The sequence below is a fragment of the Streptomyces sp. NPDC031064 genome (genome assembly GCF_055570965.1).
The window spans coordinates 308,737-329,776 of the sequence record NZ_JBVIGF010000001.1; the positions used below are offsets into that span (position 1 = coordinate 308,737).

Genomic DNA, 21,040 nt, shown 5'->3' on the forward strand with positions numbered 1-21,040 from the left:
TGCTCCGGGAGCGTACGGGCTCGACGAAGCGCGGCGGCGCGGTGTCGGCTGAGGGCCTCTGTCAACCCACTGTGTGAAACCGCTCGCACCGAGCCCGGCGGCGTCAGGACGTGCCGTGTGCGCGGCAGCTCTCCTGGTACGGCAGTCCCGGGGCGTACGTCGCCCACTCCTCGCGGTCGAGCCCTCGGCCCGCCAGGCCGCACGCCATGCCGATGGGGTCGACGCCGAGGGCCGGGAGGGACGCCAGGTCCCAGATCTGCGCCGTGTTGTCACCACGGGCGATGACGGCGAGGCGGCCGTCGGGGCTGAAGGCGAGAGTCGCCAGTTTCTCGGTGGGGTGGGAGAGCCTGGCGGCGACGTGGATCTGGCGGAGGTTGCCGATGTCCGCGAAGAGGACGTCACCGGATTCGCTCGAGGCGGTCAGCAGCTTTCCGCCGGGGTGGAAGACAGGGTCGACCGTGACGTCCCACTCGTCGCCGCTGACGCGGCCGACCGTCCGGCGCGGGTCGGCGGAGGTGATGTCCGTGATGCTCACATCGCTGCTCGCGACGGACGTACTGGCCATGAGGCGCTTGTCGACGGAGAGGCCGGAGCTCATGGGGATGGTCCTCAGCTCCCCGTACGGGCCGAAGTCGACGCGTGATGACGGGTAGCCCTCGACCGTACGCACGTGCCTGGGCCGCCTGCGGTCCGTCAGGTCCCAGGTGGCGGTCCATCCCTGGGAGAAGAGCGTCTCGGCACCGTTGGCGGCCAGGATGGCTCCACGCGGGCTGAGACTGATGTGCATCTCGCGGCCGGCCTCACCACGGTCGATGACGGACAGTCGGCGCGGCCGGGCCGGCGCGGTGATGTCCCAGAGCGTGATCCGGCCCCTGCGGTCGGCACTGGCCAGCGTGGTGCCGTCCGCGCTGACGGCCAGGTCCTGGACGTAGGCTCCGAGGTCCATGGAGGCGAGGCGCTGCGGCCGACTGGGCTGCTTCATGCTCCACAGGTGGACGCTCTGGCCGAAACCGGCGGTCGCCAGTGTTCTGCCGCCGTGCGTGAAGACGGCCGAGCGGATGTAGCCGTCGTCGGCGATGGTGGCCAATTGCCGGGGACGGCCCAGAGGTGTCAGGCGCCAGCGGATGACGGTCTGTCCGTCGACGGAGGTGAGGGTGTCGTCCTTCCGGCCGAAGACGAGGGCGTCGGGCGTGTCCTGGTGCCCGCGCAGTGTCGTCTCCCTCCTCGGCTTCGTCGGGTCCGCGATGTTCCACACGCTGATCGACTCGTCGAACGAGGCCGTGGCCAGCCTCGTCCCGGCGGGGTTGAACGCGAAGGCCTCGATGAAGTCCTTGTGGGCCGTCCACTCCGCCTGCCGCCTCGGCCGGGACGGGTCGGTGACGTTCCACAGGACCACGTTGTCGCCGGAGCTCTCCGTGGCCAGGAGCCGGCCGTCGGGGCTGAACGCTGTTTCCTCCTTGACCCGGTCCAGGCGCGCCAGTCGGCGTGGGCGCGCGGGCGTGGAGACGTCCCACAGGGTGGCTCCTGAGCTGTGGGTGACGGAGTTCCGGTCAGCCGGTTCCTCCTTGCCGCTGACCATGCCCGTCGAACTGACCAGAGTCCGGCCGTCCGGGCTGAAGAGCACCGCCCGGTTGTCGTAGACGCCCCGCTCCACAGCGATCCGCCGTGGAGCGCTGTCGGCGGAGAGCCGCCACAGCACCATCGACTGGTGGGAGGCGGGACTGTCGTCGGTCCCCCACCCGGCGGCCGCCAGGAGGTCTCCCCGGGGGCTGAACGCCACCGCGTACGGAATTCCCTTCAGCCCCGCGACCCTCAAGACGGCCGTACGGCGCGGATGTTCGCGGTCGGCCAGCGACCACAGGATGACGGCTCCGTTGTCGCAGGCGGCGGCGACGGTGCGGCCGTCGGCGCTGAAGGCCAGGTGGCCGAGGGCGTACTTCCCGCACCCGGGCAGCACGGCGAGCTGCCTGCGGCGGGCGGCGTCCGCCACATCCCACAGCATGACCTGGCCGTCGTGCCAGGCGGCCTGGGTCCGGCCGTCCCGACTCAGTACGGAGTTCTCCACCTCGACGTCGCCGGTGGAGCTGCCCCCGTACCCCGTCTCGGCCAGCGTGCCGAACACCGCGGCTCTCGACTCGGCGGACGGGCGCAGCCGGTGCGCGGCGAGCCCGAGCCGGAGCGACAGTCGGGGGTCCTTCGTGCGCTGGTTCTCCGCCTCGGCCTCCAGCGCGCGTACCGTGCCCAGCAGCCGCTGCCGCACGGCGCTGTCCCGTTGCCGGTTCGCTTCGGTTCGTTGCTGGTCGGCGACCATCCGTTGCCGGTCGGCTTCCGTGGACTCCCGCAAGGCGTACCCCGTCGCCATCAGCGCCAGACACAGGCCCACGAGCGCGGCCCGGAGGCGCCAGGTGAGCCGCCGGTTCAGCCGGCTCTGGACCTGCCGCCTGGTCAGGTCCGCGTCGAGGCTCGCCTCCAGGAACTCCCTCTCGGCCCGCGGGAGGCGGTCACCGTCCAGGAGGTCCAGGGCGCTGTCCAGTTTGATGCCGGTGAGCAGGAAGTCCTCGTGCCGCCCGGCCGTGGCCCACTCCTCGGCGCTGTCGGCCAGCCGTTGCCGCTGTACGAGGCGCTCGCGGTCCTCCTCGGCCCAGGCCCGTAGCCGTGGCCAGGCCACCAGCAGGGCCTCGTGCGCGATCTGGGTGTGGTCCTGGTCCACGGTGATCAGCCGGGCGGCGGCCAGTCGTTCGCGTACCGATCGGGTCGCGGCCCGCTGTGCGGCCGGCAGCCCGTCGAGCAGGCTCTCGACGGGGACCCCGCGGCGCACGGCCACCCCGTCGTCGGTCACGTGGACCAGGCGGAGCAGCAGTTCACGGAGGGCGTCCCGGCCGGTCTGGTCGAGCTCGTCGTGGAGCCGGTCGGTCGTCGTGGTGACCGCGTGCCAGATGCCGCCGGTGGCCTCGTACCCGGCGAGGGTGAGCGTGGCCCCGCTGCGCCGCAGCCAGGTTTCGCGCAGGGCGTGGGCGAGGAAGGGCAGGGCGGCGTCGCGGCCGTGGCCGCCCTCGCCGTGGCGGAGGTCGTGCAGCAGGCGGTCGGTCAGGCCCGGCTCCAGGGCCAGGCCGGCGGCCCGGGCGGGGCGTTCGACGGCGGCGCGCAGGGCGTCGTCGTCCATGGGCCGCACGTTGAACAGGCCGTGGTCGAGCGCGCGGGCGAGTCCGGGGTGGGTGAGGCAGTCGCCGTAGTGGTCCCCGCGCAGGCCGATGACCACGCGCGGCGGCTCCCCGGTTCCCTCCGGGTGCGTCAGGACGTCGATGAAGCGGGAACGCTCCTCCGCGTCCGTGCAGCGGGTGAAGACCTCCTCGAACTGGTCGACGACGAGCAGTCCGGTCCGCTCCCGGCCGGGCAGGGGCCCCGGCAGGCGGCCCGTGGACAGGGCGCGGTGCACGTCGTCCGCCGGCCGTCCGGTGGCCCTGGACCACACCTCGGCCAGTGCTCGCAGCGGGTGCGGGCCCGGCGCGGGCAGCAGGACGGGCGGCCACGGCGTACCGGAGGGCCCGGACGGTCCGGACGGTCCGGCTCGGCGGCGCTCCAGGCCGGCCAGGAGCCCGGCGGTGAGCAGTGACGTCTTGCCCACGCCGGACTGTCCGACGAGCACCACCGGCGCGGTGCCGCCGGCCTCCCGCGCCCGCCGGTCGTCGCAGACGACGTCCAGGAGCAGCCGGATGAGGTCCTCGCGGCCGAAGAAGTGCCGTGCCTGCGTGGTCCCGAAGGGCTCCATCCCGGGGTACGGGCAGGGGACGTCGGCCGGTGGTTCGGAGCGGGGGCGCGGCGCGGCGTAGGCGCGGTTGCGGGCCAGCCGCAGGGAGCCGAGGGTGCCCTCGCTCTGCCGCCAGGGGCGGATCGGTCCGCCCTGGAAGGCGCGGTCGAGGGCCTCGTGCAGCCCGTCCAGCGTGAGCCAAGGGGGGCCGGCGGGGTCGCCGTCGCCGAGCAGTTCGATCAACCGGCCGCCGAACAGCGTGTGTCTGCGGCCCTCGGGCGCGTACGACAGGTCGTACCAGGACGCCGAACTGAGCAGGTAGCTCCCGCCGGGCCGGGTGACGACGAACGGCGGCGGGCCTTGCGCCCGGCCGCCGGGGGCCTTGGCCCGTCCCGAGTAGCAGCAGTCGAGGATGACGACACTGCCGCCCGGCGCCTCGGTGAGCAGGTTCCGGACGGTGCTGTACGGGACCGCCTCGGAGATCCGTTCCGGTGACCGGCTGGCCCGGGTGGCCAGGTACAGCTCATCGGCGGGGCCGAGGATGCCGTGGCCGACGTAGCACAGCAGGATCGGCCCGGACGCGTCCCGTACCGCTGCTTCCAAGGCCGCGACGACGTCTCCCTGTGTGGCGTCCGGGGGCACGCGGTGCACTCGGTCCCGCAGGCCGCAGGTGTCCCGCAGGATCGCCTGGAGGTCGTCGAGGGTGGCGGTGACGGCCGGCAGGGCGGGCAGTTCGGAGCCCGGGACGTGGTCGGGTGTGCCGATGAGGACCGCGTGCGCCCCCAGCGCCGGAAGGTCACCGGCGTCGTCGGCCCTGTCCGGGACGGTCCCGTCGAGGGCGGTCCCCGCGTCGTCGGCCCTGTCCGGGGCGGGCCTGTCCGGGACGGTCCTGTCGGGGGCGGTGTCCGGCGGCTGCACGTCCTACTCCCGCTCGGGGCCGCCCTCGTCCAGCGCGGCGGTGATCTCGCGGATGAACTCCGCGCGCTGCTGGGCCGTCAGGTTCCTGACCCGGGTCGAGGTGACGGAGACCTGAGTGCCGTCGGGGCGGGTGACGGTGACCGTGCACTCGGTCCGGCGGGCGGCCAGCCAGGTGACCAGTCCGGCGGCGAACGTCGTGAGGACCCCGCCCGGTTCGAGGAACGCGAGGAGCGCGTCGGCGGGCAGGCCCATGGCGCCGGGCGGCAGCGTGCCCTGGCCGTTGGCGCGGATCCGGCCGCGCAGCTCCGGCTCGGTGGCCAGGCGACGCCTGAGTTCGTGCACCCCGCCGTCCGTCGCCGTGTCTTCGACGCTGATCCCCACCCGTAACTCCGTCACGCCCATACGCTGCCCACCCGCGCCCCCTCTCACCCCTCGTGTGCGACCACTGAGGCGCGGGGGCGGAGGCGGTCGTCAGGAGGCGCGCAGCACCAGGCGCTGCGCCGTGATCGTGTCGGAGGTGACCAGTGCCTGTTCCGCCGTCACGTCCGTGAGGAAGACGAAGGGGGGTACCAACGGCGGCACGGGCAGCCGGTCGGGCGTGAAGGTGAGGCAGATCAGCCCCTCCACGCACCCGTGGAAGCGGGTCAGGTACAGGGTGACGTCACCACGCAGGTCGAGCCGGCTCGCGCCGAGTGCGAGGCGCGGGGCGCCGTCCCGGGTGGTCATGCGGTAGTCGCGCAGGGACGCTGCCCGCATGCGCAGCACCATCACCCTCTGCGTGCCGTCCACCGTCGGGATCTCCCGTACGCCGGCGACGATGAAACCCTGCGGGCGGAACTCCTCGGCGGTGATCGTGGGCGGCGTGCGGGAGGCGGGGGGAGGGCCGCCCGGGGCGGCTTCGGCGCGGCCGCCCCCGGTGGTCACGACCGCGGCGGCGAGGAGGGCCGCGGGCAGCAGTACGGCAAGTGTGCGGGGTGCCGCGGGCCCCGGCCCGGCTGCGCCCGCGTCGTCGGCCCCGGCCTTCGGGGCGGGCTCGTGGGCCGGGGTCCAGCCGAACCCGAGGGCACTGCCCAGGATTCCCAGCGCGGTCCCCACGAGGAACCCGCCGAGATTGGTCGCCGCGAAGGCCACCACCGACAGGATCAGGGCGTTCACGCTCACGTAGTGCCGGGTGTGGGGCAGGACCCACAGGAAGACGCCGGCCGCGATCAGCGCCAGGCCGATGGCGATCGCGGCGATGCCGCCGAGCCCCAGGCTCACCAGGACCGGAATGGGGGACAGCGGTACGAGGAGCAGTTCGGCGCCCGCCAGGACCAGCAACAGCCCGCCCCCGAACGGGCGGGCGCGGCGCCAGGCGCGGAAGCGGTGGCGGGCCCCCGGCAGAGGCAAACGGCGGTCGAGCCGGTCCGCGAACCGCCGCATCCGCGTCCGCACCCGCGTCCGCACCCCCACCCGCTCCCGCTTCCGCTTCCGCTCCCGCAGTCGCCGCGGCAGCCACGGCCGCTCCCCGTGACGGTGACGGTGACGGTCCCTGTGACGGTCCCTGTGACGGCGCAAGACGCTCAGAAGCACTGTGTGCCGCCCAGTTGGACGGCGAGTTTCAGGCCCTTGAGACGGAAGTTCCCGCCCGTGGCCGACCACGCGTGCGAGCGGACATCGCTCACCTCGATGTCTCCCGCCTGGAGACCGAACGCCCCCCGCGGCCCCTTGACGCCGGGCACCTCGTCGAGCGTGGAGGCGTCGCGGCCGATCTCGGCCGTGCCGAACCGCGCGTCACCCACCAGGTCCTCGCCGTCGATCACCAGGTTCTGCGCGGTCACCGCGCCCGCGTCGCCGCCCGCGCTGAGCTTGAACACGACGGTGCCCAGGGGTGTCTTGACCCGCGCGGACTGGCAGATGTCGGTCAGGGTCGCCTGGTCCAGTCCGAGTAGGGCGACCGGGTGCCCCTTGCCGTCGGCGGACCGGTCGGTGTGCACGTACGACGCCAGGCCGTCGCTGCTGAGCTTGCTCGAAGCCACTTGGAAGTTCGTACCGGAGACGGCGAACGAGGCGGCGAGCGCGCCCTCGGCCATCAGGAGGGCCATGGCCCCCACGGCGGCGAAGCCGGGCACGGCCAGAGCCGCCGACCTCCGCCAGTTCGTGGTGCCGGCACGGGGGTGTGCTGATCTGCTCACTGATCCTCCCGAACGTCGTGTGGTGCGTACGGAAGTGCCGGCGGGCCGAGGTCTTCCCGCCGTGCGCCGATGGCGACTGACACAGCATCAGGAGGCTAGGACTCAATTAGACGGCGAGTCAATAGAGTGCGGCGCCTTGACCGCCGGTGACGTGGTCGGCGGTCAACTGCCCTTGTGCGCCGGGGTGCCCAGCACCCGGATGTGCGGGCGGCCGGTCGCGTCGGGGTCGGTGACCGCCGCCCGTACGCCGTAGACGTCGGCGATCAGCGTCTCGGTCAGTACGTCCCGGGGTGTGCCCGCGGCGACGACCCGGCCTCGTCGGAGGACCACGACGTGGTCGCAGTACATCGCGGCGAGGTTCAGGTCGTGCAGGGCGACGACGCTGGTGACGGCGAGCGTGCGGACGAGGTGCAGCAGCTCGTGCTGGTGCTGGATGTCGAGGTGGTTGGTCGGCTCGTCGAGGAGGAGTTCGCGCGGCTCCTGTGCCAGGGCTCGGGCGATCTGGACGCGCTGGCGCTCGCCTCCGGAGAGCGTGTGCCAGGGCTGGTCGGCCCGGTCGGCGAGGCCGGTGCGTTCCAGGGCGTCGATGACGGCCCGCTCGTCCACCTCCGCCGGGGGTGCCCAGGGGCGCCGGTGGGGGATGCGTCCGAGTCGTACGACGTCGGTGACGGTCAGCTCGACGAGGGTGTCCGCCTGCTGTTCGACGACGGCCACCCGCCGGGCGACGTCCCTGCGGCGGAGGCTGCCCAGAGGGATGCCGTCGAGGGTGACCACGCCGGAGGCGGGGGCCAGCACGCCGCAGAGCAGGCGCAACAGGGTGGACTTTCCCGAGCCGTTGGGGCCGAGGAGGCCGGTCATCACGCCGGGGGGCGGCGCGATGCTGACGCCGTCGAGGATCGGTGTGCCGGCGGCGTCGCGTGAGACGTGATCGGCGCTGAGGGTCATCGGTGGGCTCTCCTGGTGCGGTACAGGACGAGTACGAAGGCGGGCACGCCGACCAGTGAGGTCACGACGCCGACCGGTACCTCCTGCGGTTCGATGACGGTCCGGGCGAGGGTGTCGATCCACACCAGGAAGACGGCTCCGCCCAGCGCGGCGGCGGGCAGCAGCCGGCCGTGCCCGGGGCCGACGAGGGCACGGGCGGCGTGCGGCAGCACCAGGCCCACGAAGCCGATGGCGCCGGCCGAGCTGACGAGGGCCGCCGTGAGCAGTGCGGTGACGCAGAGCAGCACCAGCCGCGCACGGCCGACGTTCACGCCCAGCGTGGCTGCCGCGTCCTGGCCGAAGGCGAAGGCGTCCAGCGCCCTGCCGTGGGCCAGGCAGACGGCCAGCGTGAGCGCGAGGGCGGCCAGGCACAGCCATACGTCGGTCCAGCCGGCGCCGCTGAGCGAGCCGAGCAGCCAGAACAGCACGCCACGCGTCGTCTCGGCGTCGGCCGATGTGACCACGACGAAGGAGGTGAGCGCGGAGAACAACTGCATCGCGGCGACGCCGGACAGCACGACCCGGTCGGTGGTCCCGCCCAGCGTGTGGCTCAGCAACAGCATCGCGGCGAACGAGCACACCGCGCCCACGAAAGCGCCCCCGGAGACCGGCAGGGCTCCGCCGCCGGCACCGAGGACGACCACCACGACCGCTCCGGTGGAGGCTCCGGACGAGACACCCAGGACGAAGGGGTCGGCGAGCGGGTTGCGCAGCAGCGACTGCATCACCGCCCCGCACAACGCCAGTCCGGCACCGCACACGGCCGCCAGCAGGGTGCGCGGCAGCCGCAGGTTCCACACGATCCCGTCGCGGATCGGTGTGAGGCCGGAGGCGTCCCCGGCGAGGTGGGACACCACGACGGACCAGACGTCGGCGACGCCGATGTCGGCCGGGCCTATGGTGATGGCGAGGGCGACGGACGCGGCGAGTGCCGCGAGCCCCGCCGCCGTGCGCAGCAGGGCGGCGGTCACTTCGACAGGCCGAACTCACGGAGCGCGGCGGCGACCTGCTCGATGCCCTCCACCGTGCGGATCGTCGGGTTCATGGCCTGGCCGCTGAGCAGGACGTACCGCTTGTGCTTGACGGCGTCCATGGTGCGGGTGACCGGGTTCGACTCCAGGAACGCGATCTTCTTGGCGGCGCTCTCCGCGGTCTGCGCCTTACGGGTGAGGTCGCCGATCACGAGGACGTCGGGGTTGCGGTCGGCCACGGTCTCCCAGTTGATCTGCGGCCATTCCTCGGTGGTGTCGTCGAAGACGTTCTTGGCGCCGACTTCCCGGGTGATGACGCCGGGGGCGCCGCAGCACCCGGCCATGTAGGGGGAGTTCGCGTCGGAGAACCAGTACAGCAGGGTGACCTCCGAGGCGTTGAGTCCCCCGGTCGCCTTGGCGACACGCGAGGTGAGGCTCGCGACCAGCTCCTCGCCGCGCTTCTCCTCGCCGAAGACGCGGGCGAGGTCGCGTACCTCCCCGTACACGGTGTCCATGGTCAGCGGCTTGGTGCGGACGCCGTCACCGTCTCCGCTGTTGTCCTTGCCCACGCAGTCGGACGGGGAGAGGTAGGTGGGCACGCCGAGCTTCGCGAACTGATCGCGCGTGGCCACGCCACCCTTGCCGAGGGTGGAGGCGAACGAAGCGGCGACGAAGTCGGGTTCGGTGTCGAGGACCTTCTCGAAGGAGGGGTTGTTCTCGGCGAGCCGGGTCACGCCCGCGTTCCCCTTCTCCAGGCCCTTCATGACGGGGTCGGTCCAGGTGGCGGTTCCGGCCATCCGGTCGGCGAGACCGAGGGACAGCATGATCTCGGTGGTCCCCTGGTTGAGCGAGACGGCCCGCCGCGGCCCGTCCCCCTTGATCTCCACCTTCCGCCCGCAGTTGTCCAGTACGCGGGTGCCGGCCGAAGCCGGTGAGGGGGACGTGCCGGGGGCACCCCCGCAGCCGGTCAGGAGGAGGGCTCCGCACAGGAGCGCGGCGAACGAGGCGGTGGGGCGTGTGATGGGCACAGCGAAGTCCTCGGCGTCGGGGGCCCATGCGCGGGGCCCGTCCGTACGTGTTCGCCAGCAGGTCTTCGGACTCGGGATCATCCGGGCGCGGCGCCTTCCCGGGCCCATGTCCGGCCCAGTGGCTGCGGTTGCCGCGCCCGTCACCCTCACCGCTGCGCGTCAGTTCCGGATTCGCACCGGATTCCCTGACTCACGTACACGCGTACGGAGTACGACTGGCCTGCGCAAGCTACCACGGGTGCCCGCTCGTGCTCACGCGCTGAGGACGCCGAGCAGCCGGGTCACCTCGTGGGCCATGGCCGTACGCCCGGCACCGAGGTAGTGGCGTGTGTCGGCCACCATGCGGTCCGCGTCGAGCGCCCGGCGGGCGGCGCCGGTGAAGACCCGGTTCAGGTGCGTGGCGATGTTGACCTTGGTCATACCGTGGCCGACGGCGGTGGCGAGGTCGTGGTCCGCGACCCCCGACGAGCCATGCAGCACCAGGGGTACCGGGACGGCGGTACGCAGCGCGGCGATGAGGGCGAAGTCCGGTGCGGCGTCGCGGGTGCGCATGGCGTGCGACGTGCCCACGGCCACCGCCAGGGCGTCCACGCCCGTGGCCGCGACGAAGGCCGCCGCCTCGTCCGGATCGGTGCGGGCGCCCGGGGCGTGCACGCCGTCCTTGCCGCCGACCTCGCCCAGTTCGGCCTCCACCCAGACACCGGACGCGTGGCAGCGGGCCCGTATGCCGGCCGTGGCGCGGACGTTCTCCTCGTAGGGCAGGGTCGAGGCGTCGTACATGACCGACGTGAAGCCCAGCGACACCGCTTCGGCGACGAGGTCCGGCGAGGTCGCGTGGTCGAGGTGGACGGCCACCGGAACCGTCGCGGCGCGGGCGACGGCCAGCGTCGCCGTGCCGACCGGGGTGAGCGCGCCGTGGTAGCGGGCGGCGTTCTCGCTGATCTGGAGGACCACGGGGGCGCCCGCCACGATGGCCTCGGCGTGTTCGAGCTGGATGACGTTGAAGGCCCCGACGCCCCTTCCGGCGCGTGCGGCGGGGGTGACGATGTCGGACGTCCCTACGAGGGGCATGGTGCTTCTCCTGGTGTACGGGGCGGAGGCGGGACGTCCACGGCGTCGGCCAGGAGGTCCTGGGCGAGGTACGCCGCGCCCACGCAGCCCGCCCGGTCGCCGAGCCGGGCCGCGACGACCTGGGGCATGGCACGGAAGCCGGCCTGGAGCGTGAGGCGTTCGGCGAGCGCCGCGCGCAGGGGTGCCAGACAGGACTCGCCCGCCCCGGACAGGCCGCCGCCGATGACGACGCGCTCCGGGGCGTACAGGGTGATCGCGGTGGTCAGCGCGTCGGCGAGGGCCTCGACCGCCTCGTACCAGACGGCGGCGGCCTTGGCGTCCCCCGCTTCGGCCCGGGCCTGGACGTCCCTGGCGGTGGTGCCGCACCTGCCGGTGGCACGGGAGTAGCGGCGGGCGATGGCAGAGGCGGACGCCACGGTCTCCAGGCAGCCCCGCGCGCCGCAGTGGCAGCGCTCTCCCCCGGGCCGCACCACGAGGTGCCCCAGTTCGCCGGCGCCGCCGTGGCCACCGGTCAGGGCCCGGGCCCGGCCCCCGGCGAACACGGCGGCCCCGATCCCGGTTCCGACCGGCACGAAGAGGAAGTCGGCGCAGCCCCGCCCGGCCCCCGCCCTGGCCTCCGCGAGGCCGCCGGCCCGGACGTCGTGCCCGAACGCGACGGGCAGGTCGAGGTGTTCGGCCAGCCAGTCCTTGACGGGTACGTCGCGCCAGCCGAGGTTGGCGGCGAGGACGGAGACGCCGTCGTGCTCGTCGACGATGCCGGGCACGACGACCCCGGCCGCCTCGGCCGCCGGGAAGCGCTCGGCCAGTTCGGCGGCGCGGGCGAGCACGGTCTCCAGGACGGCGTCCGGGCCCCGGTCCGCCCGTGTGCGCCAGCGCTCGGTGTGGCGCAGGGTGCCGTCGTCGGAGAGTACGCCGCCCTTGATGTACGTGCCTCCGACGTCCAGGGCGATGACCGTCATGACTCCACCCGGACGTCGATCCCGGCCCCGGCCCGCGCCCCGGCGTCGGCGTCGGCGTCGGCGTCGGCGTCGGCGTCGGCCAGCACGACGGAGCGGGTGAGGTGGCGGGGCCGGTCGGGGTCGAGGCCGCGCCGGCCGGCCAGGGCGACCGCGAGGCGCTGGGCGCGGACCAGTTCGGCGAGCGGGTCGGCCGCGGAGACGGAGACGTAGGCGCCGGTCGCCCGCACCTCGTCGAGGAGGCCGGCCGGCGGCGCGCCGAGGAACCAGACGGCTCGCCCGGGTCCCGCGATGCTGATCGGGCCGTGCCGGTACTCCATCGCCGCGTACGACTCCGTCCACGCCCCGGCCGCCTCCCGCACCTTGAGCGCGGCCTCGTGGGCGAGGCCGACGGTCCAGCCGGTGCCGAGGAAGGTGAACTGCTCGGCGGCCACCGCCTTTTCTTCGAGTGGAGCGAGCACGGCCCGCTCGGCCTGTTCCGGCAGGTCCGGCGGTACGAGACCGAGGCCGGCGCGCAGCAGGACGAGGGCCGTGGTGGCGAACCTGGTCTGCACGACGGACCGCTCGTCGGCGAACGAGAGGTCGACGACCGTGCCCGCGACATCACGGACGGGTGTGCCGGGGTCGCCGGTGAGCGCGACCGTCGGGGTGTCGCCGGCCAGCCGTCGCAGCGTGGTGAGCACCTCGGTCGTGGTGCCGGAGCGGGTGATGGCGAGCACCCGGTCGTAGCGGCGGGTCACCGGGTACGCGGACGCGGCGAAGGCGTCGGTCTCCCCCATCCCGGCGGATTCGCGCAGGGACGCGTACGCCTGGGCGATGTGCAGGGACGTGCCACAGCCGATGACGGCGACGCGTTCGCCGTCCTGCGGCAGCCCGGCCGGGCGCGCCTCCAGCGCGCGCCGCCAGCACGCGGGTTGCCCGGCGATCTCCGCGTCGACATGACTCATGGTGGCTCCCCGGGACTCATGATTGAAGATGACTCGTTTATAGAGCCAACACTCAGGCTTGAGCAAGAGTGCGCATGAATGCGCACCGTGCCGGGCGGGCGCGTTACGCTCACAGCCCGAAGCGGCCCAGGCAGGCCGTGACGCGACGGAGGAGAACGGTGATGGGTACGCACGAGCGGTGGACGCGGCTCCTCGACGCGCTGAGCGAGCGCGGCAGCATCGAGGTGGGCGAGGCCGCCGAACTGCTCGACGTCTCCCCCGCCACCGTCCGCCGGGACCTGGAGGAGCTGGCCCGCCAGCAGCTCCTGACCCGTACCCGCGGCGGGGCGGTGCTCAGCGGGGTCACATACGACCTCCCCCTGCGCTACAAGACCGCGCGCAAGGCGGACGAGAAGCACCGCATCGCCCGTGCCACCGCCGCGCTCGTCCCGCCGGGCGCGGTCGTCGGGCTCAACGGCGGCACGACGACCTCGGAGGTGGCCCGCGAGCTGGTCACCCGCCCCGATCTGGCCGGGCATCGCGCCGGGACCGCGCTGACGATCGTCACCAACGCCGTGAACATCGCCAACGAACTGGCCGTCCGCCCGTATGTGAAGACCGTGGTGACCGGCGGCGTCGCCCGACCGCAGTCGTACGAGCTGACGGGCCCGCTCGCGGCCGCCGTCCTCCAGGGCCTGTCACTCGACTACGCGATCCTCGGCGTCAACGCGGTCGACCCGCGGTTCGGCGCCTCCACCCACGACGAGGGCGAGGCGGAGGCCAACCGGGCCATGGCCGAGCGGGCCGACAAGGTCGTCGTGGTCGCCGACTCCACCAAGCTCGGCCGGCGCGCCTTCGCCCGGGTCTGCGCGATCAGCCGGATCGACGTCCTGGTCACCGACCAGGAAGCCCCCGACGACCTCGTCGAACAGCTCACCCAGCAGGGCGTCGACGTCCGCCGCGTATAGGCCCCGCGCGCATCGGGCCCCAACGAGCGGTCATGCGCGCTCCTGCGTGGAACAGACCACCTTCGCGCACTTGACGTCATCCAGGGTGACTGTTGTCATGTCCCGTCGACCCGTGTTGTCGGCGGCGCCGCCGGAGGGCGGCTTCCGCATGGCCGGAAGGCGGCTGTGATGCGCGAAAGTTCCGTACGACCCCCGCGCCGGTGGGGAGGGAGCCGGGCCCGCGGCCGACGCCCGGCGATCCTGGGCCTGGTCGCCGTCATGGTGGCGGCCGTCTTCTCGGTCGCCGGGCCCACGAGCCCCGCGGCGGCGGCGGGCGCCGGTGACGTCACGGGGGTCAGCCGGTCCGGGAACACCGTCACGATCACCACGTCGACGGCGGCGAAGGCACGGGTGGTGATAGCCCGTCAGGACATCTTCCGGATCTGGCTGTCGCCCAAGGGCACCTTCACCGACGATCCGGCGGGCAACGCCCTCGCGATCGACACCGACTTCGGGGTGGTGATGACGAGCGTCACGGACGCCGGCGCCTACTACCGCATCACCACCCCGGCGTTGAACATCCGGGTGAACAAGTCCCCGCTGCGGTTCTCCGTCTACCGCGCCGACAACACCACGCTCGTATGGGCCGAGTCGCAGCCGCTGTCCTGGACCGGCTCCCAGACCAGCCAGTACCTGGCCCAGGGCCCCGACGAGCAGTTCTACGGCACCGGTCTGCGGCTCGGCGAGTGGGCGCTGCGCGGCAAAACCGTGCCGGTCTCGGTCGCCAACACGTGGAAGGAGAACACCAACGCCAGCCCCGCGCCGTTCTACATGTCGACCAACGGCTATGGCGTGATGCGCAACACCTGGGCCCCCGGCACGTACAGCTTCGGCGCGCCCGGCACGTTCACCCACAACGAGAGCCGATTCGACGCGTGGTACTTCGTCGGCGACTCGCTGAAGGGCGTCCTCGACGCGTACACGGACGTGAGCGGCAAGCCGTTCCTGGCGCCGATGTGGGGCCTGGAGCTCGGCAACGCCGACTGCTGGAACGCCTCCAACCCCGACTACCAGGGCGACCACAACCGGGCGCGCCACCAGACCACCAAGGACGTCCTCGGGTACGCCGCCGACGCGCGCGCCGCCGACATGCCCTCGGGCTGGTTCCTGCCCAACGACGGCTACGGCTGCGGCTACACGGACCTCAAGGCAACGGTCGACGGGCTGAAGGCCAAGGGCTTCCGGACCGGTCTGTGGACCTCCACCGGCCTGGCGAACATCGACGAGGAAGTCGGCACCGCCGGCAGCCGGGGCGTCAAGACCGACGTCGCCTGGATCGGCCCCGGTTACAAGTACGCCTTCGACGGCGTCCAGCAGGCCGTGGACGGCATCGAGAAGAACTCCGACGCCCGCCGTTACGTCTGGACCGTCGACGGCTGGGCCGGTACCCACCGCAACACCGTCGTGTGGACCGGCGACACCTCCGGGACCTGGGACGCCATGCGCTGGCACGTCCCGGCCATCACGGGCGCGGGCCTGTCGGCCCTCAACTACGCCGCGGGCGACGTGGACGGCATCTTCGGGGGCAGCCCGAAGACCTACGTCCGCGACCTCCAGTGGAAGGCCTTCACCCCGGCGTTCATGACGATGTCCGGCTGGGGGCCCACCAACCCGGAGGCCGGCTACCAGGACAAGCAGCCGTGGCGGTTCTCCGATCCGTACCTGTCCATCAACCGCAAGTACCTGAAGCTGAAGATGCGGCTGATGCCGTACCTGTACTCGGCGAGCCGCGTCGCCACCGAGACCGGCACGCCCACCGTCCGCGCCATGGTCCTGGAGTACCCGAACGACCCCGTGACGCGCGACAACCGGACCAGCGGCCAGTTCATGTCCGGCGACTCGCTGCTGGTGGCGCCCGTCGTCACCGACACCACGACCCGTGACGGCATCTATCTGCCGGCCGGCACGTGGACGGACTACTGGACCGGCAGGACCTACGCCGGCCCCGGCTGGCTCAACGGCTACTCCGCGCCGCTCGACACGCTTCCCCTGTTCGTGAAGGGCGGCGGCATCCTGCCGATGTGGCCGCAGATGAACCACACGGGCGAGAAGCCGGTGGACAGGCTCACCTACGACATCCACCCGCGCGGCTCCTCCACCTTCACCCTCTACGAGGACGACGGCATCACACGCGCGTACAAGAGCGGCGCGTACGCGAAGCAGAAGGTCGACGTCACCGCCCCGGCCTCCGGCACCGGCGACGTGCGCATCGCCGTCGGCGCGAGCACCGGCAGCTACGACGGCAAACCGGCCGCACGCGGCTATGAGTTCACCGTCCACGCGGCCGCCGCGCCCACCGGTGTCACCGTCGACGGCACCGCCCTGCCGGCCCTGCCCTCGAAGAGCGCGTACGACTCAGCCACGACCGGCTGGTACTTCGACCCGGCCGACCGCTCGGGCACGCTGTGGGTCAAGGCCGGGTCGAAGTCCGGGGCGTTCACCGTCACGGCGAACGGCCTGACGCTGCTAGCGGCCACGGCGGTGCCCGCCACCGGTACGCCGATCCCCAAGGCCGCCTGGAAGGTCCAGTACGCCGACAGCCAGGAGACCTCCGCCGAGAACGGCGCCGCCGCCAATGCCATCGACGGCAACCCCGCCACCATGTGGCACACCGCCTACTCCGGCTCCGCCGCCCCGCTCCCGCACGAGATCCAGATCGACCTGGGAGCGCGTTACGACGTCGACGGCCTGTCCTACCTCCCGCGCCAGGACGGCGGCGCCAACGGCCGGATCGGGTCGTACGAGGTGTACGTGTCGGATACGACGGCCGACTGGGGCAGCCCGGTCGCCACGGGTACCTTCGCCGACACCGCCACCGAGAAGAAGGAGTCCTTCGCGCCGAAGACCGGGCGCTACCTGCGGCTCAAGGCCCTGACGGAGGCCGGCGACAGCGGTCCGTGGACCAGCGCCGCCGAGATCTCCGCCACCGGGAAGGCCACCCCGCTCCCGGCGGACGCGACTTTGGTCAACGGAGCCTCGGCCAGTTGCGTCGACCTTCCCCACGGCTCCACCACCGCCGGCACCGAACCGACCCTGTACTCCTGTCACGGCGGCACCAACCAGCGCTGGACGTTCACGGCCGGCGGGACACTCACCGGCAAGGACGGCGTCTGCCTCGACGGCTCCGGCGCCACCGTCACCGTGCGGCCGTGCGACGGCTCGGCCGCCCAGCGGTGGCAGCTCGGCGCCCAGTCGAGCGTGACCAGCGGTGGCCGCTGCCTCGCCCCCGTCCGCTCGGGCACCGCCAACGGCACCAAGCTGGAACTCGCCACCTGCGCGGGCACCGCCGCCCAGCGCTGGACGCCCCGGGCCTGACCCGGTGACGGTCCCTCCACGCCCGCGACGCCGGGTCCGTCAGGTGACGGGCCCGGCGTCGCGGTCGGTGCTCTGCGGGCTGCGGTCCGCGGTCGGTCAGACGCGGTCGGCCGCGATCAGGACGTACTGGAAGGAGCCGTCCTTGTAGGAGTTGATGAACGCCTCCTCGATGCCGGTGACCAGGGACGACGTGGCCCGCAGCTCCCAGTACGGCAGGGTGGCGGCCGTCAGGTCGACCACGGCCTGCGGGACCAGACGGTTGTCGGCCATGGCGCGCAGGTACTCCCGGCGGGAGTGGATGTTGCACTCGAAGTGCGCGTTGATCTGGGAGACCCACTTCGAGGGCTGGCCGTAACGCGGGTTCCAGCAGCCGGTGATGGTCACGTAGCGGCCACCGACCGCGAGGACGCGGGAGTGCTCGGCGAAGAGGTCGTGCAGGTCGACGTACATGCTCGACTCGTTGTTCCACGAGCCCGCCGCCTGCCCGGTCCCGAAGGGCATGTCGAGCATGTTGCACACGCGGGCGTGGACGTGGTCGTCGATGCGCAGTTCGCGGGCGCGCCGGTTCGCGAAGTCGGCCTGCTTGGCCGAGAGGGTGACGCCCTCGACCTTGCAGCCGAACCGCTGGTGGGCCATGACCATCGAACCGCCCCGGCCGCAGCCCGCGTCCACGAGCGTGTCGTCACGCCCGATGGAGCCGAGGTGGTCCAGGAGGACCTCGGCCTGCGCCGACTCCAGGCGGTGCAGCTCGGCGATCAGCTTCTTCTCGTACTCGCTGTCCTCGGGGTCCCCGAGGGCGGCGTGGTCGACGTCGCCGATGCCGTAGTGGTGGTGGTAGAGCCCGTCGACGTCGCCGAGACGCAGGTTCACGGGCCTGGCCTCCTGGTCCCAGTAGCGGGCGATGTCACCCTGGTAGGGGGAGGCCGGGCCGGGGACGAACGTGGAGGTGCCGTCCAGGGTGGTGATGTCAGTGCTGGTCACAGGTGCGTCCATTTCTTACCAGAAGTCGGGCAGGCTGTAGCGGTAGGTGTTGGTCTGGTGCCAGTAGTGGTTGCCGTCGACCCACGCGGCCACTCCGCGGAGGAAGCGCAGCACGCTGGGGACGGGGCAGGCCGCGGCGAGGGCGGCGGCTTCGGCCTCGAAGCCGTGCATGAGGTCGTTGTGGACCTCCACCGCCTTCAGGTAGGCCTGCTGGTCCGATACGCCGTCACGTTCGGCGATCACCACGGGCAGGTTCAGGTGCTTGCCGGGGCTTTCGAGCTCCTTGGTGTAGGAGTACAGGTCGTTGACGATGGTGGTGGCGTTGGCGGCGAGTGCGATGACGCGCTGCATCGCGGGCTGGGCGTGCAGGTCCGCCGGCAGTTCGTAGCCACCGACGGTGTCGGTGATGGTGGGGCAGGGGCGGAAGTTGTTGAACTGGCGCATCGCCAGGTACTCCCACACCTCGGGCACGGTGTCCGTCTCCGCCCATGCGGCCTCGGCGAGGTACCCCATGTGCAGCCGGGCCATGTCGTGCCGGAACCGGTCGGCCTGGGAGGGGGTGGCGAGCTGGACGAAGTACTCCATGGCGGAGCGGTACGCGCGCCGGGGGGCGTCCGAGTGGAGCGACTCCGCCCACTCCGGCTCGTACTCCTTCGTCGTGTGCAGCGGGTCGAGAGCCGTGTGCGCCAGCAGCAGACGGCTGCCGAGACCGACGGGTGAGCCGCCGTGGTCCTCGCAGTAGCAGTCGTCGACCGCGTTCTCGGCGACCATCAGCCGGGTGGCGGCCATCAGGTGGTCGATGGTGGGCGCGTCCGGATGGCAGGCGACCATGTAGCGGCCGACGGAGAAGCCGTCGAACTGGTCCTCCCACTCCGGGGGGTAGACCTGGACCTCGTCCACGGCCCACGCCTTGATCCTCCGGCTGACCTCCTCCACCCGCGCCTGGTCCGGCTCGGGCACGGGGTGGTGGTACAGGCCCGGGATCGGCGTGCCCTCCGCCGGTGGCCGCGACTCCGGCGCCACGGCCGGTTCCTGACGCCGCGCCAGGGACAGCCCGGTCGTGCCCAGACCGCTGGGGCCACGGATGATCCGTTCCAGGGCGGTGTTCAGCGTGCTCGCCCCGTCAGCGGGCGGGGTGGGCGAGGCGGGCGGGGCTGGTACGTCGGGCCGGGCGCCGTCGGCCGGAGCTTCGGCCTCGGGCTCGACCTCGGCCGCGGTCGCGGCGGCCTGGGTGCGGGTGTGGACGAGGACGTGGGCTGCGAAGCCGGCCGCAGCGGCGGGCAGGCTCGACTGCAGAGGGGAAAGCCCTGGATCGGGCATCCGTGACTCCTTGGTGAGGGGGTGTGCTGTCCCGTGTGCCGGGCGGGCTCGCCCGGCCCGGGAGGCCGGGCTGTCGTGCCGCCGGACGGGTCCGCTAGCCGGACCTGCGGGCGATCTGCACGTTCTCCAGCACGCCGAGCGCGTCGGGCACCAGGATGGCGGCGGAGTAGTAGGTCGTGACCAGGTACGAGATGATCGCCTGCTCGCTGATGCCCATGAAGCGCACCGACAGGCCCGGCTCGTACTCCTCCGGCAGGCCGGTCTGGCGCAGCCCGATGACGCCCTGGTTGTCCTCGCCGATGCGCATGGCGAGGATCGAGCTGGTGTTCTCCTTGCTGATGGGGATCTTGTTGCAGGGCAGGATCGGCACCCCGCGCCAGGCCGGGACGGGTTGTCCGTCGACCTCGACGGGGTCCGGACAGATCCCGCGGGCGTTCCACTCGCGCCCGATCGCGGCGATCGTCCTGGGGTGGGCGAGGAACAGCCTGGTGCCGCGGCGGCGGCAGAGCAGGTCGTCGAGGTCGTCCGGGGTGGGCGGGCCGGAGTGGGGCTGGATCCGCTGCTTGAAGGCGGCGTTGTGGAGCAGGCCGAAGTCCCGGTTGTTGATCAGCTCGTGCTCCTGGCGCTCGCGCAGCGCCTCGATGGTGAGCCTGAGCTGCTCCTCGGTCTGGTTCATCGGCTCGTTGTAGAGGTCGGCGACCCTGGTGTGGACGCGGAGAACGGTCTGCGCCACGGAGAGTTCGTACTCGCGCGGGTGGAGTTCGTAGTCGACGAAGGCACCCGGCAGCTCGACCTCTCCGGTGTGGCCCGCCGACATCGCGATCTCGGCCTCGCCGTGGCGGTTCTGCCGCTGGAGGGGCAGCGAGCTGAACCGCTGGATGTGGTCCTGGAGCCCCGGCGACGAGGACAGCACGGCGGCGAAGTCGGCGCGGGACAGGGTGAGCAGGGTGCCGTTGGTCTCGGCGGTGGCGGTGTAGTCCCACCTCGCGTCGGCGTCCAGGAGGGCGTTCTCACCGAACCGGTCGCCGTCGGCGAGTACGGAGACGGTGACCTCGTCGCCGTACTTGCCGACGGAGGTCTGCTTGACGCGGCCGTGGGCGATCAGGTGGATCCGCTCGGCGGGGGTGTCGTGCTCGACCAGCACCTCGCCGGCGCGGAAGTCGCGCTGGACGCACCGGTCGGCGATGGCGGTCAGCACCTCGACGTCCTCGAATCCGCGCAGCAGGGCCAGTTCGCCGAGCTCACGGGGGATCACCCGGACATCGGCACCGTCCTGGAGGAACTCGATGTGCCCGTCGCCGACCGCGTAGCTGAGCCGGCGGTTCACCCGGTAGACGCCGCCCTTCGCCTCCACCCAGGGGAGCATCCGCAGCAGCCAGCGGGAGGTGATCTCCTGCATCTGCGGGGCGGACTTGGTGGTGGTGGCGAGGTTGCGGGCCGCGGCGGTGCCCAGGCTGGACTGCTGGGGCTGTTCCAGCGGCGCTTCCGGGCCGGTCTCAACGGTCATCGGGTCGGGCTCTCCTCGGCGAGGTGGTCATCGGCAGTTCGCGCGCGCCAACTGGTGAAAAAAGGAAGAATGAATAAGGAGGAAGCGGTTCGTTTTTTCTGGGGAAAGGCCCAGATCCCGGGGAACAGTAACGG

The 21,040-nt window shown here is 72.5% G+C and carries 15 protein-coding genes and 1 riboswitch; of the genes, 2 read left to right on the plus strand and 13 right to left on the minus strand.

Annotated elements, in window-relative coordinates; genetic code table 11:
- Window positions 1-103: 103 nt before the first annotated feature.
- The 10 genes from ACZ46W_RS01310 to ACZ46W_RS01355 form a co-directional block, all read right to left on the minus strand.
- Window positions 104-4,666: a caspase, EACC1-associated type gene (locus ACZ46W_RS01310; protein ID WP_468329460.1), complete on the minus strand. Its 4,563-nt coding sequence runs from the start codon at window positions 4,664-4,666 to the stop codon at window positions 104-106.
- Window positions 4,667-4,669: 3 nt separating this feature from the next.
- The gene (locus ACZ46W_RS01315; protein ID WP_468329463.1) at window positions 4,670-5,062 is read right to left on the minus strand and encodes an effector-associated constant component EACC1; all 393 of its coding nucleotides are present in this window, start codon (window positions 5,060-5,062) and stop codon (window positions 4,670-4,672) included.
- Window positions 5,063-5,137: 75 nt separating this feature from the next.
- Window positions 5,138-6,088 (minus strand): DUF6114 domain-containing protein, encoded by a 951-nt coding sequence (locus ACZ46W_RS01320; protein WP_468329466.1) that lies wholly within the window; start codon window positions 6,086-6,088, stop codon window positions 5,138-5,140.
- A gap of 140 nt (window positions 6,089-6,228) precedes the next feature.
- On the minus strand, window positions 6,229-6,750 hold the full coding sequence (locus ACZ46W_RS01325) for a DUF6230 family protein (RefSeq protein WP_468332342.1): 522 nt from the start codon (window positions 6,748-6,750) through the stop codon (window positions 6,229-6,231).
- A 252-nt stretch (window positions 6,751-7,002) separates the two neighbouring features.
- The gene (locus ACZ46W_RS01330) at window positions 7,003-7,785 is read right to left on the minus strand and encodes an ABC transporter ATP-binding protein (protein ID WP_468329469.1); all 783 of its coding nucleotides are present in this window, start codon (window positions 7,783-7,785) and stop codon (window positions 7,003-7,005) included.
- Window positions 7,782-8,795, minus strand: coding sequence for a FecCD family ABC transporter permease (locus tag ACZ46W_RS01335; protein ID WP_468329472.1), 1,014 nt, complete (start codon window positions 8,793-8,795; stop codon window positions 7,782-7,784). Before ACZ46W_RS01335 ends, ACZ46W_RS01330 begins: the two co-directional genes overlap by 4 nt.
- Window positions 8,792-9,823 carry an ABC transporter substrate-binding protein gene (locus ACZ46W_RS01340; RefSeq protein WP_468329475.1) on the minus strand — a complete coding sequence of 344 codons (1,032 nt, stop codon included), beginning with the start codon at window positions 9,821-9,823 and terminating at the stop codon, window positions 8,792-8,794. Before ACZ46W_RS01340 ends, ACZ46W_RS01335 begins: the two co-directional genes overlap by 4 nt.
- Before the next feature lie 39 nt (window positions 9,824-9,862).
- A riboswitch (cobalamin riboswitch) is annotated at window positions 9,863-10,058 on the minus strand.
- Between the two features lie 17 nt (window positions 10,059-10,075).
- Window positions 10,076-10,894 (minus strand): class II fructose-bisphosphate aldolase, encoded by an 819-nt coding sequence (locus tag ACZ46W_RS01345; RefSeq protein ID WP_468329477.1) that lies wholly within the window; start codon window positions 10,892-10,894, stop codon window positions 10,076-10,078.
- Window positions 10,882-11,853, minus strand: coding sequence for an ROK family protein (locus ACZ46W_RS01350; RefSeq protein WP_468329479.1), 972 nt, complete (start codon window positions 11,851-11,853; stop codon window positions 10,882-10,884). Before ACZ46W_RS01350 ends, ACZ46W_RS01345 begins: the two co-directional genes overlap by 13 nt.
- The gene (locus tag ACZ46W_RS01355) at window positions 11,850-12,797 is read right to left on the minus strand and encodes an SIS domain-containing protein (protein WP_468329481.1); all 948 of its coding nucleotides are present in this window, start codon (window positions 12,795-12,797) and stop codon (window positions 11,850-11,852) included. Before ACZ46W_RS01355 ends, ACZ46W_RS01350 begins: the two co-directional genes overlap by 4 nt.
- 161 nt (window positions 12,798-12,958) lie before the next feature.
- Between ACZ46W_RS01355 and ACZ46W_RS01360 the strand changes: the two genes are divergently transcribed.
- Together ACZ46W_RS01360 and ACZ46W_RS01365 are read left to right on the plus strand one after the other, a co-directional pair.
- On the plus strand, window positions 12,959-13,744 hold the full coding sequence (locus ACZ46W_RS01360) for a DeoR/GlpR family DNA-binding transcription regulator (RefSeq protein WP_468329484.1): 786 nt from the start codon (window positions 12,959-12,961) through the stop codon (window positions 13,742-13,744).
- A gap of 168 nt (window positions 13,745-13,912) precedes the next feature.
- Window positions 13,913-17,098, plus strand: a complete 3,186-nt coding sequence (locus ACZ46W_RS01365; RefSeq protein ID WP_468329487.1) for a discoidin domain-containing protein — start codon at window positions 13,913-13,915, stop codon at window positions 17,096-17,098.
- A gap of 96 nt (window positions 17,099-17,194) precedes the next feature.
- Here the strand turns inward: ACZ46W_RS01365 and ACZ46W_RS01370 are convergent, their stop codons facing one another.
- From ACZ46W_RS01370 to ACZ46W_RS01380, 3 genes are all read right to left on the minus strand, one after another.
- Window positions 17,195-18,091 carry a geranyl diphosphate 2-C-methyltransferase gene (locus ACZ46W_RS01370; RefSeq protein ID WP_468329490.1) on the minus strand — a complete coding sequence of 299 codons (897 nt, stop codon included), beginning with the start codon at window positions 18,089-18,091 and terminating at the stop codon, window positions 17,195-17,197.
- Between the two features lie 3 nt (window positions 18,092-18,094).
- Window positions 18,095-19,399, minus strand: coding sequence for a family 2 encapsulin nanocompartment cargo protein terpene cyclase (locus tag ACZ46W_RS01375; RefSeq protein WP_468329493.1), 1,305 nt, complete (start codon window positions 19,397-19,399; stop codon window positions 18,095-18,097).
- A 94-nt stretch (window positions 19,400-19,493) separates the two neighbouring features.
- Window positions 19,494-20,906 carry a family 2B encapsulin nanocompartment shell protein gene (locus ACZ46W_RS01380; RefSeq protein ID WP_468329496.1) on the minus strand — a complete coding sequence of 471 codons (1,413 nt, stop codon included), beginning with the start codon at window positions 20,904-20,906 and terminating at the stop codon, window positions 19,494-19,496.
- Between the last annotated feature and the right edge of the window lie 134 nt (window positions 20,907-21,040).

Excerpts from the sequence above, each read along its gene's own strand:
- ACZ46W_RS01370 (WP_468329490.1), bottom strand. The coding sequence starts at position 18,091 with ATGGACGCACCTGTGACCAGCACTGACATCACCACCCTGGACGGCACC.
- ACZ46W_RS01330 (WP_468329469.1), bottom strand. The coding sequence starts at position 7,785 with ATGACCCTCAGCGCCGATCACGTCTCACGCGACGCCGCCGGCACACCG.
- ACZ46W_RS01320 (WP_468329466.1), bottom strand. The coding sequence starts at position 6,088 with ATGCGGCGGTTCGCGGACCGGCTCGACCGCCGTTTGCCTCTGCCGGGG.
- ACZ46W_RS01345 (WP_468329477.1), bottom strand. The coding sequence starts at position 10,894 with ATGCCCCTCGTAGGGACGTCCGACATCGTCACCCCCGCCGCACGCGCC.
- ACZ46W_RS01365 (WP_468329487.1), top strand. The coding sequence starts at position 13,913 with ATGCGCGAAAGTTCCGTACGACCCCCGCGCCGGTGGGGAGGGAGCCGG.
- ACZ46W_RS01355 (WP_468329481.1), bottom strand. The coding sequence starts at position 12,797 with ATGAGTCATGTCGACGCGGAGATCGCCGGGCAACCCGCGTGCTGGCGG.
- ACZ46W_RS01325 (WP_468332342.1), bottom strand. The coding sequence starts at position 6,750 with ATGGCCCTCCTGATGGCCGAGGGCGCGCTCGCCGCCTCGTTCGCCGTC.
- ACZ46W_RS01375 (WP_468329493.1), bottom strand. The coding sequence starts at position 19,399 with ATGCCCGATCCAGGGCTTTCCCCTCTGCAGTCGAGCCTGCCCGCCGCT.
- ACZ46W_RS01380 (WP_468329496.1), bottom strand. The coding sequence starts at position 20,906 with ATGACCGTTGAGACCGGCCCGGAAGCGCCGCTGGAACAGCCCCAGCAG.
- ACZ46W_RS01360 (WP_468329484.1), top strand. The coding sequence starts at position 12,959 with ATGGGTACGCACGAGCGGTGGACGCGGCTCCTCGACGCGCTGAGCGAG.
- ACZ46W_RS01350 (WP_468329479.1), bottom strand. The coding sequence starts at position 11,853 with ATGACGGTCATCGCCCTGGACGTCGGAGGCACGTACATCAAGGGCGGC.